The 14,048-nt window shown below is 65.5% G+C and carries 14 protein-coding genes; 7 read left to right on the top strand and 7 right to left on the bottom strand.

Annotated features, from left to right (window positions below; genetic code table 11):
- Positions 1 to 47: 47 nt before the first annotated feature.
- Positions 48 to 293 carry a hypothetical protein gene (locus ACFR99_RS10420; protein WP_390287013.1) on the bottom strand — a complete coding sequence of 82 codons (246 nt, stop codon included), beginning with the start codon at positions 291 to 293 and terminating at the stop codon, positions 48 to 50.
- Positions 294 to 697: 404 nt separating this feature from the next.
- Here ACFR99_RS10420 and ACFR99_RS10415 point away from each other — a divergent pair, with 404 nt between their 5' ends.
- Positions 698 to 1,153 (top strand): SPW repeat protein, encoded by a 456-nt coding sequence (locus ACFR99_RS10415; RefSeq protein ID WP_390287011.1) that lies wholly within the window; start codon positions 698 to 700, stop codon positions 1,151 to 1,153.
- Here the strand turns inward: ACFR99_RS10415 and ACFR99_RS10410 are convergent, their stop codons facing one another.
- Together ACFR99_RS10410 and ACFR99_RS10405 are read right to left on the bottom strand one after the other, a co-directional pair.
- A complete protein-coding gene (locus ACFR99_RS10410) occupies positions 1,154 to 2,131 on the bottom strand; it encodes an SDR family oxidoreductase (protein ID WP_390287009.1) in 978 nt (325 codons plus the stop codon).
- Positions 2,132 to 2,324: 193 nt separating this feature from the next.
- Positions 2,325 to 2,804 carry a hypothetical protein gene (locus ACFR99_RS10405; RefSeq protein ID WP_390287007.1) on the bottom strand — a complete coding sequence of 160 codons (480 nt, stop codon included), beginning with the start codon at positions 2,802 to 2,804 and terminating at the stop codon, positions 2,325 to 2,327.
- Between the two features lie 207 nt (positions 2,805 to 3,011).
- Here ACFR99_RS10405 and leuS point away from each other — a divergent pair, with 207 nt between their 5' ends.
- The 5 genes from leuS to ACFR99_RS10380 all read left to right on the top strand — a co-directional run bounded on the left by leuS (position 3,012) and on the right by ACFR99_RS10380 (position 8,629).
- Positions 3,012 to 5,684, top strand: a complete 2,673-nt coding sequence (gene leuS, locus ACFR99_RS10400; RefSeq protein WP_390287005.1) for a leucine--tRNA ligase — start codon at positions 3,012 to 3,014, stop codon at positions 5,682 to 5,684.
- 171 nt (positions 5,685 to 5,855) lie between these two features.
- Positions 5,856 to 6,149, top strand: coding sequence for a HalOD1 output domain-containing protein (locus ACFR99_RS10395; RefSeq protein ID WP_390287003.1), 294 nt, complete (start codon positions 5,856 to 5,858; stop codon positions 6,147 to 6,149).
- Between the two features lie 228 nt (positions 6,150 to 6,377).
- Complete coding sequence (locus ACFR99_RS10390) at positions 6,378 to 6,980, top strand: DUF420 domain-containing protein (RefSeq protein ID WP_390287001.1); 603 nt, start codon at positions 6,378 to 6,380, stop codon at positions 6,978 to 6,980.
- Between the two features lie 55 nt (positions 6,981 to 7,035).
- Positions 7,036 to 7,935 (top strand): thiamine-phosphate synthase family protein, encoded by a 900-nt coding sequence (locus tag ACFR99_RS10385; protein ID WP_390286999.1) that lies wholly within the window; start codon positions 7,036 to 7,038, stop codon positions 7,933 to 7,935.
- A gap of 7 nt (positions 7,936 to 7,942) precedes the next feature.
- Entirely contained in the window at positions 7,943 to 8,629 is a 687-nt protein-coding gene (locus ACFR99_RS10380) for a class I SAM-dependent methyltransferase (protein WP_390286997.1), read from the top strand.
- Positions 8,630 to 8,669: 40 nt separating this feature from the next.
- Here the strand turns inward: ACFR99_RS10380 and ACFR99_RS10375 are convergent, their stop codons facing one another.
- From ACFR99_RS10375 to ACFR99_RS10360, 4 genes are all read right to left on the bottom strand, one after another.
- Complete coding sequence (locus tag ACFR99_RS10375) at positions 8,670 to 9,080, bottom strand: acyl-CoA thioesterase (RefSeq protein ID WP_390286995.1); 411 nt, start codon at positions 9,078 to 9,080, stop codon at positions 8,670 to 8,672.
- A gap of 76 nt (positions 9,081 to 9,156) precedes the next feature.
- Entirely contained in the window at positions 9,157 to 9,921 is a 765-nt protein-coding gene (locus ACFR99_RS10370; protein WP_390286993.1) for a DUF7001 family protein, read from the bottom strand.
- A 13-nt stretch (positions 9,922 to 9,934) separates the two neighbouring features.
- Entirely contained in the window at positions 9,935 to 10,864 is a 930-nt protein-coding gene (locus ACFR99_RS10365; RefSeq protein ID WP_390286991.1) for a sulfide-dependent adenosine diphosphate thiazole synthase, read from the bottom strand.
- Between the two features lie 132 nt (positions 10,865 to 10,996).
- A complete protein-coding gene (locus ACFR99_RS10360; protein WP_390286989.1) occupies positions 10,997 to 11,263 on the bottom strand; it encodes a YgaP family membrane protein in 267 nt (88 codons plus the stop codon).
- Positions 11,264 to 11,544: 281 nt separating this feature from the next.
- Between ACFR99_RS10360 and ACFR99_RS10355 the strand changes: the two genes are divergently transcribed.
- Positions 11,545 to 14,025, top strand: coding sequence for a DNA topoisomerase I (locus ACFR99_RS10355; protein ID WP_390286987.1), 2,481 nt, complete (start codon positions 11,545 to 11,547; stop codon positions 14,023 to 14,025).
- Positions 14,026 to 14,048 lie beyond the last annotated feature (23 nt).

Below are 14,048 nucleotides of genomic sequence, written 5' to 3'. Positions count from 1 at the left end.
GGAATTATCATTATTGTTCTTAAGCCCTTCTATTTGGGAACGAGCCACTAGAAGTGGTCGACGATCGCCCGGATCTGCTCGTCGGTGAGTTCCGTCGCGTAGAGTTCGAGCAGTGTCATTCGACGCGCTCGAGACAGCGATCGGTTCCCGCTCTCGAGCATCGAGACGTGCGCCTGCATGAGTTCGTCTATCTCCCGTTCGACCGCTCGCTGCTCGTATCCGGCCGCGACTCTGAGGAGTCGCCACGCAAGCGGCGAGATCCCATCCGGATCAGCCAGGTCCGAAGCACCCATGCATAATCTGACAGAGAAGGCATAGAAGTGTCTGTTGGAACCCACGTCAGGAGAGGGTATCGCTCGGCAACCGATCGTAGCCACTGCCAGTCACCGCACACCCGATCGAGATTGTGAGAGTGGCAGCTGACACGGGTCGCCGACCGTTGCACAGCCGTCGTGCGAGCGGGTCTGCAGCGACTGTCGGCCGCTATCGGGTCCCCGATCGAACCTGGGTGGCGTAAAACGTGATTACCGAATCCCGGTTGCCGTCGCCAGTCACTGATTGGACGGGTATAATACGTATTTGGAAGTCCCTCATCGGGAATTAGGGAATTCGGGTGAACCGAGTGCTCGGCCGGATTCTCGCGGGCAGACTGGAACGGTCGACACGCTTTTTCAGCGTTCTCGCGGTAGCACCGACTATGAGCGAGTCCACGACCAACGACCCGACGACCGGTGAATCGACCACCCGTCAGCGTGGTTCGGACGGGGAGAAATGGCTGAGTGGATTCGTCTCTCTGATCGGGCTGTGGATCGCCGTCTCGCCGTTCGTCTACGGGCCGGCGGCGTCTCTGCTGTGGAACAACCTGCTGGTCGGCGGTGCGATCTTCCTGCTGGCTGGCTACAACTACTACCGGCTCACCAACGGCTACGCCACCAGCACCGGCGTGATGTCGCTCGTCGCCCTGCTGGCGCTGTGGATCTTCATCTCCCAGTGGGCCCTCGGCGGCGAGTTCGCGATGAGCGGCCTCGGGGCCGCTTCCACTGGACTGATCTGGAGTAACGTCGTGTCCGGCCTGATTGCCGCAGGGCTGTCGGCGCACATCGCCTACACCGGCGGCCGCGAGGTTCCGACTGGGACGGCCGCGCGAACGTGATCACCGCCGTGGATACGGCTCGGCCCCCGTCTCGGGCGTCCGTCGCTCGAGCAACTCGAGAACGGGTTCGCTCGCAACCAGCCGAACCCCGAGTTTCGTGAGTTGATCCCGTAGCGCGGCCGGCACGAGCGTGCCGTACAGCGATCCGAGGAGCGGCAGCGGACCGACGCGATAGTGTGTATCGGGATCCGGAACCGTCGCGGCCGTCAAAATCGTCTCGGCGACGTCTTCGGGATCGTTGACGAGGCGCCCGCCACCCTCGACGGCACGAACTTGCTGGAGGACCCGGTAGAGATCGGTATACTGTGTCGGTCTGACGACGGTCACCTCGTCGTCCGCGGCCACGGTCGTCGCGTCACCGTCGGCCTGGACCGGTGATCGCGCGGCCGCGGCCGCCGCGTCAAGTTCACGGACGGCGCGATCGTAAAACGGGGTCGCGACGAGGCCAGGCTGAACGACGACGACCTCGACGTCCGAGCCGACCAGTTCCTGTCGGAGCGCGTCGCTCAGACTCGCAAGCGCCCATTTCGAGGCCGTATAGCCGCCGATACCGGCCAGCGCGAGCCGATCCGCAGCGCTGGTGACGTTGACGATCCGACCGCGACCGCGCTCGCGCATGCCCGGCAGCACCGCCTGCATCAGTCGATGCGGGCCGAAACAGTGGACGGCGAACTGGCGCTCGAGTCGGTCCGTCGGCACGTCTTCGACCGGGCCGAACTGGCCGTAGCCCGCGTTGTTGACCAGACAGTCGACGCCGCCGGCTTCGTCGCGGACGCGACCGACGACACGCTCGATGTCCGCAGGCGCAGTCAGATCGAGCGCCGCGAGCTCGGCACCGCGATCGGCCAGGTTCTCGAGGCCGTCCCGATCGCGGTCTCGCGCGGTCGCGTAGACGTGCCAGCCATCAGCAAGCAGCGCGCGGGCCGTTTCGTAGCCGATACCCGACGAACAGCCGGTGACGAGTGCAGTCGAGGTCATGCGACGAGCTACGATACCACGGTTCAAGGGCGTCCCGTTAGTCTCGTTCGGTGAGTGTCACGAGACGCGATCGGTTCGGAATGCTGTGCGGAACGCTCGTACCGACCGTCTCATACGGACTCCTGTCAGTGGGTGCCGGCGGGCCCGCGACCCGTCCTGCGGGTGTGCCGGTCACTCGGGACCGCAGACCGTATCACCCGTCGAACGGACCTGCATCGCCCGGCGGCCCTGCATCGTCAGGTGGTCCGGCGTCGTCCGGAGGTCCGACACCGTCCGGTGGGCCTGCGTCGTCGGGCGGCCCCCGCTCGCGCTCGTCCGAGTCGTCGTCGGTGACGCCGGCGTCCTCGAGCGTCCGGTCGACGATCTCGAGGCCATCGTCGGCAGCATCACCGGCATCGACTGGTGGACCGTCGCCGGGGGCACCGTCGGAACCGCTATCGGCGTCGTCGCCGGTCGACTCGCTCCTGGTCGCCGTCGACTCAGACTCATCGACGCGCTCGTGACCCTCGCTTGTCGCGTTTGGCTCGTTCGAGTCGACCGCGGACGGCGTCGGCTCGTCGGCCGTCAACGCCGGTGCGAACACGACTGCGAGCGCGCCGAACACGAGCAACACGACCGCGATGGTGACGAACAGCGCGACCGTCGACAGGCGATCGTCGCGGGAGCGGGACATTCAGACGACTCGAGTGAAGCAGCGCCATCCGTTTTGTTAATGTCAGCCCACAGCACCCACACACTGGATTCGCTGCCCGCTGTCGACCCGGGTGGAAGCGGGCAGCCGAGTCGTCGACACCGGCCGGACCGCTCGCCGAGACTGTCACACGTGGCCGAACAATGATATAGCCGGCCCACCGAGTGACACCCAACGGATCTCCCGATAATGACGAGCCATTACGATCACGCGCAGGTACAGGAGTTCTGGCAGTACGTCTGGGAGCGCGACGACGTCTACGCGCTCGACGATGACGCCGAGGATCCGACCTACGTCCTCGGGATGTTCCCCTACACGTCGGGGACGCTCCACATGGGGCACGTCCGCAACTACGCGATCACGGACGCCTACGCGCGATACCGGCGAATGCAGGGCGACGACGTGCTCCACCCGATGGGGTGGGACGCCTTCGGCCTTCCCGCCGAGAACGCCGCGTTCGAACGCAAGACCGACCCCGAGTCCTGGACCCAGGCCTGTATCCGGCGTATGCGCGAGGAACTCGAGACGATGGGCTTTGGCTACGACTGGTCCCGGGAGATCACTACCTGCGAGCCCGACTACTACCGGTGGAACCAGTGGCTGTTCGAGCGGTTCTACGAAGACGGACTCGTCGACTACGAGGCGGCGACGGTCAACTGGTGTCCCGACTGTGAGACGGTGCTTGCCGACGCACAGGTCGAAGAACGTGACGGCACCCGCGTCTGCTGGCGCTGTGAGACCCCCGTCGGCCGCCGGGAACTCGACCAGTGGTTCTTCACCATCACCGACTACGCCGAAGAGTTATACGAGGGCCTCGACGACCTCGAGGGCTGGCCCGACGGCGTCCGCGAGATCCAGCGCAACTGGATCGGCCGTCAAGAGGGCGCACGGATCACGTTCGAGCTGTCCCACGACGCCGACGGGGGCGGTACCGACACCGAGCCCGTCGACGTCTTCAGCACCCGTCCGGAGACGATCCACGGTGCGACCTACCTCGCGGTCTCGCCTGGCCACGACCTGGCGCGGACGCTGGCCGAGACCGACGAGGACGTGGCCGACTACGTCGAAGACGTCCGCGAGCAAGATCCCGACGAGGTCGGCTTTTCGGGCATCGAAACCGACGCGACCGCGACCCACCCGCTGACCGGCGACGAACTCCCCGTCTACGTCGCCGGCTACGTCTTGGAGGACGTCGGCACCGGGGCCGTAATGGGCGTCCCCGGCCACAACGAGCGTGACCACGAGTTCGCGATTGCACACGACCTGCCGATCGAGCACGTGATCGTCCCCGAAGGCGACGGTAACGACAGTGAACGCGACGAAACGGGACCCTACACCGGCGAGGGGATCCTCGAGAACAGCGGCGAGTACGACGGCCTCGACAGCGAGACGGCGCGTGAGCGACTCGTCGCCGACCACGATGCGCTCGAAGACGACGTCACCTACCGGCTACGCGACTGGCTGATCTCCCGGCAGCGCTACTGGGGGACGCCGATCCCGGTCGTCCACTGTGACGACTGCGGGCCGGTCCTCGTGCCCGAGGAAGAGCTCCCGGTCGAACTCCCCGAGTTCGTCCGGACCACGGGGAATCCGCTCGACGCCGCCGAGGAGTGGAAGGCGACCACGTGTCCGGAGTGTGGCGGCTCGGCCGAGCGCGAGACGGACACGATGGATACCTTCGTCGACTCCTCGTGGTACTTCCTGCGCTTTCTCTCGCCCGAACTGGCGGACGCGCCGTTCGATACTGACATCGCAAACGAGTGGCTTCCCGTTGATGTCTACGTCGGCGGCGAAGAACACGCCATCCTCCACCTGCTCTATACGCGCTTTTTCACCAAAGCGCTGGCCGATCTAGGGCTGCTCGAGCACCGGGAGCCGATCGAGGAACTTCGGAGTCAGGGGACGGTGCTATACGACGGCGAGAAGATGTCCAGTTCGAAGGGCAACGTCGTCGCACCCCAGGAGTACGGCGCGGAGACGACGCGGCTGTTCGTCCTCTCGGCGGCCCACCCCGAACAGGACTTCGAGTGGACGGCCAACAACGTCCGCGGTGCCTACGACCTCCAGCAGACGCTCTACGGAATGGCGACCGACTTCGTCGACGAGGGTGACACCCGCGTCGAACGCCGCGATCACGACGCGTACGTCGACCGGGAGATCGACCGGACGATCGCCGCCGTCACCGAGGAGTACGAGCGGTTCCGGTTCCATCGGGCCGCCACCGAGATCCAGGAACTCGCGCGCCTGCTTCGGCGCTACCGTGCGTACGACCGGCCACACGACGAGATCTACAGACGTGGCCTCCTGACGCTGGCCGCGCTGGTCGCCCCGATGGCCCCCCACCTCGGGGAAGAACTCTGGAACAAACTCCGGGGTGACGGCCTGGTCGTCGAAGCCGACTGGCCCGAGCCAACGGGCGAGCGGTCGGCCTACCAACTCGAGCGCCAGCTGGTCGACCGAACCCTCGAGGACGTCCGGGACATCGTCGACGTCGCGGCGATCGACGAGCCCGAACGGATCGAACTGGTCTGTGCTCGCGAGTGGAAATACCGGGCCGCCGAACTGGTCGACGAGGCGGACGCCGTCGATACCGACGCCATCATCGAGCAGGTGCTCGCGGCTGACGATGTCACGGCCGACCGCGAGACCGTGGGTACGTTCGTCGGCCAGTTGCACGGTCGCGAGGGCGGTGCGGAGTCCGGCCAACTACTCGACCCGGCCCACGAACTCGAGGTGCTCGAGCAGGCGACCTGGCTCGTCACCGACGAGTTCGGGGCGACCGTCACCGTCCGCCGGGCGGACGCCGCCGACGAACTGGCGGCGAAAGCGCGACCGGGAAAACCGGCAATCCATATCGAATGATCAGCCGCCGGCTGGGGGACCAGACGGCGGTTCTCGTTGCCACTCCCCTGTAGTCGAATCGCCGCGAAGACGCCGGACACGTGGCTATGACCGCCGATCTCGAGGCCAGTGACGCGGTCGGAATCACGAATAACAGTTTTTATTCCACCGGGTTTGAAAGGGCCAAATACCATGGTGGAGGGTGGCGATAGTAGCGACGGACAGTCAGCAAAACCACCGAGTCAGGCGGTGATCGAAACAGTTGCCGACGCGGAGGGCGTTCAGTCAGTCGAACTCGCTCCGCCGCAGTACGAATCGCTTCACGCGGTCGTCGATCCAGCAGCGCTCGACGCGCTCTTTGCCGAGCGGCCGACCGGCGCGCCAAGACCGGGCGGGACGGTCTCGTTTCCGTTCTGTGGCTACTGGGTTACCGTCGGCCACGATGGAGCGGTCACGCTCGAGAGGTCGACCGAATCCGCAGACTGATACGGACTCCTCTCAGTGGGTGCGCCGGCACCCAGTGATAGCAAACCGTCTGACACCAGGGCGCTGTCGCCTGCCGGCGACCGGGGTGGGGGCTCCGAAGACGTGTGTCGTCGGTGGTGACGGCGTCTGCGACGGCGACTCGAGAGGCGAGAGCTGCACCACCGTCGATCCGGACTGGTCTCGCAGCGAACAGCAAGCATGATACGGCGGTGCTCCCAACGTCCGATAATGGCAACCGCTGATGCGAGACGGCGACTCCGGGAGCAGCCGATGGGCGTCACGATCCTCCTGACGATCGTCGGCTACACGCTGGTGCTCGGAACGTTCCTACTGGACGTGCCGATCTATCCCGACCTGACGAACGCACAGGTCAATCTCCTCTCTCACGTGATCGCGGTCATCAACACGACCGCGACGGTAGTGCTGACGCTGGGCTGGTACTGGATCCGCACGGGCGAGGTCGAGAAACACCGCCTGGCGATGGTCAGTGGCTTCGTGTTGATCCTCGGATTCCTGGTCGTCTATCTGCTCAAGGTCGGCGGCGGCGGCACGAAGGAGTTCGTCGGCCCGCAGGGCGTCTACTACGCGTACCTCGTCATGCTGGCGATCCACATCATCCTCTCGATCGTCTCGGTACCGGTCGTCCTCTACGCGCTGGTGCTCGGACTGAGTCACACGCCTGCCGAACTCCGGCACACGGCCCACGCCAGAGTCGGCCGGATCGCCGCCGGCGCGTGGATTCTGAGTCTCGTCCTCGGCGTCGTGACCTACGCGATGCTCAACCACATCTTCGACTACGAGTTCGCGGCGATGCTCGTGCCGCTACTCTAGCTCCCCAGCGGACCAACAACTTCTCACGTCAGCCGCCCGTACTCTCGAGCAACGAATGCAATTCGTCGAAGAAATCGTCGTGGACGAGTTCCTCCCGACCGTTCGGTCGCTGCTAGCCGGCGATCTTCGCGATCGGGGATTCACTCAGAGCGAGGTTGCCGAGGTACTCGGCATCAGCCAGAGCGCCGTCTCGAAGTACGCCCACGGCGACGTGACCGTCAACGATCGCATCGCCACCGACGACCGCGTCCAGGATCTCGTCGAGCAACTCGGAACGGGCCTGGCCGCTGGCGAAATCTCTCCGGTGCAGGCACTGATCGAACTCGAGGTGCTAATTCGTGAACTCGAGGCCGGCGGGGACCTGCTGGCCCAGCTCCACGAGGAGGCCGTCCCCGAACTGGCCGATCACGGATCGGGCTTCCGTGTGCACGATCCTGAAAGCGACCTGCGGACCAGCGAGCGGGTCCTCTCGTCGCTCCGGCGCGGACTGCGTATCCTCGAGACGGCGGGCGGCTTTACCGCGCTCATCCCTGCGGTTGGGTCGAACCTCGTCGCCTGCACGCCCGACGCCGACGACGTCGACGACGTGGCTGGCGTGCCGGGCCGAATTTTCGACGTGAAAGGGCGGGCGACCGTCCCCGCGGACCCCGAGTTCGGTGTTTCCGAGCACGTCGCCCGCGTGTTGCTCTCCGCGCGTCGCCACGGTGCCGACGTCGCGGCGGGGATCAACATCACCTACGATCCGGAACTGATCGACGAACTGGCCGCACAGGGCCACGTCGCGGCCGAATTCGACGAATCCGACGACGTCGCCTCGAGCGTCGGCGCGGCGATCGAGGACGAACCCGCGGCGACGGTGCTCTACCAGACCGGTGGGATGGGGATCGAACCACTGATCTACGTGCTCGGCTCCGACGCGGAGTCGGTCGCGGACACGATCCGGTCGCTGGTCTGAAGCCACGATGGCGACGGAATCACAGGCGTTCTACGGCCGCTGGGCACGGCTCTACGATCTGATCGCGCGGCGAACGCCCGGGATCGCGCGGCTCCGCCGGCGAGCGGCCGCCGCCTGTCGGCTCGAGCCCGGCGATACCGTCGTCGAGATGGGCTGTGGCACGGGAGCAAATCTCCCCTATCTCCGCGAGCGGGTCGGCCCCGAGGGAACTGTGATCGGGATCGATTTCACCCGGCCCGTCCTCGAGCGGGCGCGGAGGGCGACTGCGGAGTACGACAACGTCCACGTCCTGCAAGGGGACGCGACGCAACCACCGCTCGGGTCCGACGCGCCGGCTGCGATCGACGGCGAAATCGACGCCGTCCTCGCGACGTTCGTCGTGGGGATGCTCGACGACCCGGCCGGCGCGGTCGACGACTGGTGTGACCTCGTCGGCCCCGGCGGCACCGTCGTACTTGCCAACGCCGCCCCGAGCCAGGAATGGTATGCGCCGCCGGTCAATGCCGTCTTCCGGGCGATCGTCGTCCTCTCGACGCCGCCGACGACGCGGCTTCGCTACGAGACTGATCCCCAGCGACGCCTCGAGGAAAAGATCGACGCCGCACATACTCGACTCCGCGAGCGGGCGGTCGCCATCGCGGACGAAACGCACGTCTTCGGCGTCGTCCGGCTAACCGGTGGTCGACTCGAGTAACCGAACCGATACTTATCTATCGGCTCGTCACGCGAGCCACTTACGCCGACGGACCGACGTTTTCTGACGGTTGCATCCGCGCTCGAAGCTCGTCGGGCAACGGCGTCGCCCGCCCCGTGTCGGGATCGACGTGGACCATCGTCGTTTCGGCGGTCGCCGCGACCGTTCCGTCGGCCCGGATCTCGTAGTCCATCGTACAACTGGTCTCGCCGAGTTCGGCTATCCAGAGCGCGACCGTGGGATCGTCCCCCTTCGTGATCGGCCGCTCGTAGTCGATCTCGAGGTTCGCAATGACGAACGAGATGTCTTCGGCCGCGATATCGGCTACGGCTTCCAGATAGTCGACACGGGCAGTCTCGAGATAGCTCACGTAGACGGCGTTGTTGACGTGACCCAGCGGATCGAGGTCGCGATACCGAACCGGAATGTCGACGGTAAACTCCTCGTTCATCGTGGGATTTCGAACGTGACTGCGACGAAAATACGCACCGATCGCGGAAGCGTCGGACGACCGACAGCCGTCCGTCTCAGTCCGCGTACTGCCGCGCGTGCTCGCTGCAGAAGGCGGGCTCGCGCAACTGGGCGTCGATCAGGTCCTCGTGGTAGTGGGCGTTGAACAGCCGGCAGCCCTCCCGATCGCAAAACGCCTCGCCGGTCTCGAGGTAGTGGTACGCTCCCAGAACGTACCCACACAGCGCGTCGGTCGTCCGCGGGTCGTCTTCGACCAGAAAGTCGCCTTCGACCTGGTTCTCGAGGACCTCCCGCGGTGGTGCATCACCCGACAGCAGGGCGTGGCGCTGTTTTTCCTTGTAGTACGCCTCGGGCTTTGCGGGGGCCTCGTAGAGGCCGGGGACCGACACCAGCGCCGGCTGGCCGAGGACGGTCACGCGCTTGTGCCAGCGGCCGTCGTGGTCGCCCCAGGTTCCGATCGCCCGATCGAGGAGCGGGACGTGCAGCGTCTCGAGCCCCCGCTCGTCGGCGGGGAGTGCGGCATTGAGTGCGCGCTGAATTTGGACCCCGTCGTAGAGGACCCCGCCTTCGCGCTCGGGATGCTCGAGGGCGCGCTCCTCGTACCGGATCGTCCCGAGCATCGTGTTGCCCGTCTCGCGGTCGTACGGCGAGGTGACTCGCGCCTCGGCGAACCGTTCCGCAAGGTCGTCCGTGCGGTGGACCTCGAGGAAGCGGTCGCAGACGTTCACGTCGGCATCGATCCGCGCGGCAAGCCAGTCGGCGATCGCGTCGGCGTCGGCGACCGTCGTCGGGGCGCGATAGCAGATGACTCGGTCGACCATCTGGGGTGTGTGGTTAGTCGTCGGCTGGTGCGGCCCGCGAGGTCAGTTCGACGGGGTCTGCATCGACCTCGAGTTCGTCGAGCGCGACCTGGGCGGCGCGCTTGCCCGAGACGAGCATGGCACCGAAGGTCGGACCCATCCGTGGGAGACCGTAGGTCGTCGCGGTGGCCATCCCGGTGGCGATGAGGCCGTCGTGGACGAGGCCAGTATGTTCGACGACGGCGTCCTCGCTTTTGCCGACCCACATCGAGTCGTGGCCGGGTGAGTCGTGGCCGGGCGCGCCGTAGCTGTCGTCGCCGGTCTGGTCCATCCCGGTCGCCGACTCCTTCGCGTCGGCGATGCCGGGCGCGTCGAGGACGCCGCGCTCGTCGAGTTTCTTGACAGCCATCGCGTCGTGGCCGGTCGCGTCGATGACCAGATCGGCCTCGACGGCGATCGGATCGACGCAGGTGATCTCGCGGGGCAGGGCGTGGACTGGCGTCCAGTTCATCACGATCCCCGAGACCTTGTGGTCCTCGCGAATAACGATATCGGTGAACTCGGTCATGTTCTGCATCTTCGCGCCCGCGTCGCAGGCGGCCTTGATCAGGCCCGAACAGGCCTCGGGCCCGTTCGCGACGTACAGCCCTTCGCTGTCCTGTGCCTGCTTGTAATCCACCTCGAGGTCCTCGAGGATCCCCTGGGCGGGGTCGCGTACCGTCACCTTGTTCATCAGGAAGCCGCCGAGCCAGAAGCCGCCGCCGAGGTAGTTGTTCTTCTCGACGACCATCGTCTGGACACCGCGCTCGGAGAGTTCCTTCGCGGCAGTCAGCCCCGATGGGCCGCCGCCGACGATGATGACGTCCGAGTCCGAGAAGTCCATGAACTCCTCGGTCCACTCCTGTCCGATTGCGCGCGTTACATCTGCTTCGCCGACCTGACTGAATTGCTCGAATTCGCTCATACAACTAGGTGGTATGACCTAGTGGTTAAAAATCTATCGTAGCGATTGCTTGAAAGACGATTCAGCGTGAGAGTCACACACAAAAGAGTTGTCGTCGACCGATTTCGACCGATCGGCTGCTCGAGTCGACGGTTAGCTCGGCCGGTCCGCGGATATCTCGTCCATCCGGTCGGTCTCTGCCTCTTCACCGCGGTAGGTGTCGAGTCCCACCAGCCGGTTGAGGACGCACTTCTGGACGACGCCGGTGGCGAAAAACACGACACCGAGGACGACCAGCAGGGCCGGGAGAAGGGTGCCAATCGAGATGACACCGACCAGCGCGGCTACACCGATGACCGCCAGGAGCGCGCCGCCAACGAGCCGCCAGGTACGATCGAATCCGCCTACGTTTTTTTCCATGATTAGGTAGCTCCGCGTTTACACGCAGTAGAGACTACACCTCGAGCAAAGATAAGCGAGTCGGCACCATATCCCATGGGTCGAGATGACGGTCGAACCGAGACATCATCGGGTGGTGCTCGACGCACGCGCCCACGCGACACGTAGCCGCACGCACACCCGCGCTGTCGGCTGGTTTTGGCGAAAGCGTTATCAGACGCTCAATCGTACCGAGCGACGATGACCGATACTCGTCCGCGACGACGGCGACCGGACGCTCGAGGACCCGGGGGTGGTCCGCGGTGGAACTGATCATCACCGAGAAGGACAACGCAGCCCGCCGGATCGCCGACATCTTAAGCGGGGGAACCTACGACTCGAGTCGCGAGAACGGGGTGAACGTCTACGAGTGGGGCGGCAAGCGCTGTGTGGGGCTGTCGGGCCACGTCGTCGGCGTGGACTTCCCGCCGGAGTACTCCGACTGGCGAGACGTCGAGCCCGTCGAGTTGATCGACGCCAGCGTCGAGAAGACACCGACGAAAGAAAACATCGTGGCGACGTTGCGGCTGCTGGCCCGCCGTGCCGAACGCGTAACGATCGCGACCGACTACGACCGCGAGGGGGAGCTGATCGGCAAGGAGGCCTACGACATCGTCCGCGATGTCGACGAGGACGTTCCCATTCGCCGGGTGCGGTTCTCCTCGATCACTGAAAACGAGGTGCAAAACGCCTTCGACGAGCCCGACGACCTCGACTTCGATCTGGCAGCCGCCGGCGAGGCCCGTCAGATCATTGATCTGATCTGGGGGGCCGCGCTCACGCGCTTTCTCTCCCTGTCGGCGGGCCAACTCGGCGAGGACTTCATCTCCGTGGGCCGGGTGCAGTCGCCGACGCTCAAGCTGATCGTCGACCGCGAGCGTGAGATCGAGGCGTTCGATCCCGAGGACTACTGGGAGCTGTTCGCCGATCTCGCCAAAGACGACACGACCTTCGAGGCCCAGTACTTCTACCGCGACGAGGACGGCAACGAGGCCGAACGCGTCTGGGAGGAGGCCATCGCCGACGAGGTCTACGAAACCCTTGCCGAGCGTGACACCGCAACAGTCGTCGACGTCAACCGACGAACGCGGACTGACACGCCGCCGACGCCGTTCAACACGACACAGTTCATCCGTGCAGCCAGCGCACTCGGCTACTCGGCCAAGCGCGCGATGTCGATCGCCGAGGACCTCTATACCGCCGGCTACATCACCTACCCACGGACGGACAACACCGTCTACCCCGACGACTTAGATCCCGAAGAGCTGCTCGACGACTTCGTCGGCCACTCGACGCTCGGTGAGTCGGCCGAGTCGCTGCTCGAGGCCGACGAGATCACCCCGACGGAGGGCGACGAGGAGACGACCGACCACCCGCCGATCCACCCGACGGGCGAGATTCCGTCTCGTGGCGATATCTCGGACGACGAGTGGGAGATCTTCGAACTCGTCGTCCGGCGCTTTTTCGCGACCGTCGCCGACGCCGCGGTCTGGGAACACCTCAAGGTCGTCGCCGAGGTCGACGACTACCGGCTCAAGGCCAACGGCAAGCGCCTCGTCGAGCCCGGCTACCACGACGTCTACCCCTACTTCAGCACGAGCGAAAACTACGTCCCCGACGTCGACGAAGGCGAGCAGCTGGCGCTGTCCGACGTCGAACTCGAGGAGAAACAGACCCAGCCACCCCGCCGATACGGCCAGTCGCGGCTCATCGAGACCATGGAGGACCTGGGGATCGGGACGAAATCGACCCGCCACGACATCCTCGAGAAACTGTACGACCGAGGTTACGTCGAAGGTGACCCGCCGCGGCCGACGCGACTCGCGATGGCCGTCGTCGAGGCCGCCGAGGACTACGCCGACCGCGTCGTCAGCGAGGAGATGACCGCCCAGCTCGAGGCCGACATGGACGCCATTGCCTCGGGTGAAGCGACCCTCGACGACGTCACTGACGAATCCCGGGAGATGCTCGAGGAGATCTTCGCGAACCTCGCGGAGTCACGCGACGAGATCGGCGACCAGCTTCGCAAGTCCCTGAAAGACGACAAGCGGCTGGGGCCGTGTCCCGAGTGTGGCGAGGACCTGCTCGTGCGCCGGAGCCGTCACGGCTCCTATTTCGTCGGCTGTGACGGCTACCCCGACTGTGAGTTCACGCTGCCGCTGCCGTCGACGGGCAAGCCGTTGATCATGGAGGAGACCTGCGACGAACACGACCTCCATCACGTCAAGATGCTCGCCGGCCGGCAGACGTTCGTCCACGGCTGTCCGCTCTGCAAGGCCGAAGACGCCGGCGAGGGACCGATCATCGGTGACTGTCCAGAGTGCGGTGACGAACATGGCGGCGAGTTAGCGATTAAAACACTACAGAGCGGCTCGCGGCTCGTTGGCTGTACGCGATATCCCGACTGTGAGTACTCGCTGCCGCTGCCCCGCCGCGGCGAGATCGAAGTCACCGACGAGTATTGTGACGAACACGACCTGCCCGAACTCGTCGTCCACAGCGGCGACGAGCCCTGGGAACTGGGTTGTCCGATCTGCAACTACCAGGAGTTTCAGGCCCGCGAGAGCGAGTCGGGCTCCGATCTCGAGTCGCTCGACGGAATCGGTGCCAAGACCGTCGAGAAACTCGCCGACGCGGGGATCGAGGATCTCGATGACCTGACCGCGGCCGATCCCGACGCAGTCGCCGAGGACGTCGACGGCGTCAGCGCCGACCGCGTCCGAAGCTGGCAGGCGAAAGCCTAGCGTGACACCCGTTTTTCGACCTG

The organism is Haloarchaeobius amylolyticus (genome assembly GCF_042678045.1).
Taxonomy (GTDB): Archaea; Halobacteriota; Halobacteria; order Halobacteriales; family Natrialbaceae; genus Natrinema; species Natrinema amylolyticus_A.
This window is presented reverse-complemented; position numbering and strand designations above follow the sequence as displayed.

Bases quoted from the DNA above. Each gene is read 5' to 3' on its own strand.
- ACFR99_RS10420 (WP_390287013.1), bottom strand. From the start codon at position 293: ATGGGTGCTTCGGACCTGGCTGATCCGGATGGGATCTCGCCGCTTGCG.
- ACFR99_RS10415 (WP_390287011.1), top strand. From the start codon at position 698: ATGAGCGAGTCCACGACCAACGACCCGACGACCGGTGAATCGACCACC.
- ACFR99_RS10410 (WP_390287009.1), bottom strand. From the start codon at position 2,131: ATGACCTCGACTGCACTCGTCACCGGCTGTTCGTCGGGTATCGGCTAC.
- ACFR99_RS10405 (WP_390287007.1), bottom strand. From the start codon at position 2,804: ATGTCCCGCTCCCGCGACGATCGCCTGTCGACGGTCGCGCTGTTCGTC.
- leuS (WP_390287005.1), top strand. From the start codon at position 3,012: ATGACGAGCCATTACGATCACGCGCAGGTACAGGAGTTCTGGCAGTAC.
- ACFR99_RS10395 (WP_390287003.1), top strand. From the start codon at position 5,856: ATGGTGGAGGGTGGCGATAGTAGCGACGGACAGTCAGCAAAACCACCG.
- ACFR99_RS10390 (WP_390287001.1), top strand. From the start codon at position 6,378: ATGGCAACCGCTGATGCGAGACGGCGACTCCGGGAGCAGCCGATGGGC.
- ACFR99_RS10385 (WP_390286999.1), top strand. From the start codon at position 7,036: ATGCAATTCGTCGAAGAAATCGTCGTGGACGAGTTCCTCCCGACCGTT.
- ACFR99_RS10380 (WP_390286997.1), top strand. From the start codon at position 7,943: ATGGCGACGGAATCACAGGCGTTCTACGGCCGCTGGGCACGGCTCTAC.
- ACFR99_RS10375 (WP_390286995.1), bottom strand. From the start codon at position 9,080: ATGAACGAGGAGTTTACCGTCGACATTCCGGTTCGGTATCGCGACCTC.
- ACFR99_RS10370 (WP_390286993.1), bottom strand. From the start codon at position 9,921: ATGGTCGACCGAGTCATCTGCTATCGCGCCCCGACGACGGTCGCCGAC.
- ACFR99_RS10365 (WP_390286991.1), bottom strand. From the start codon at position 10,864: ATGAGCGAATTCGAGCAATTCAGTCAGGTCGGCGAAGCAGATGTAACG.
- ACFR99_RS10360 (WP_390286989.1), bottom strand. From the start codon at position 11,263: ATGGAAAAAAACGTAGGCGGATTCGATCGTACCTGGCGGCTCGTTGGC.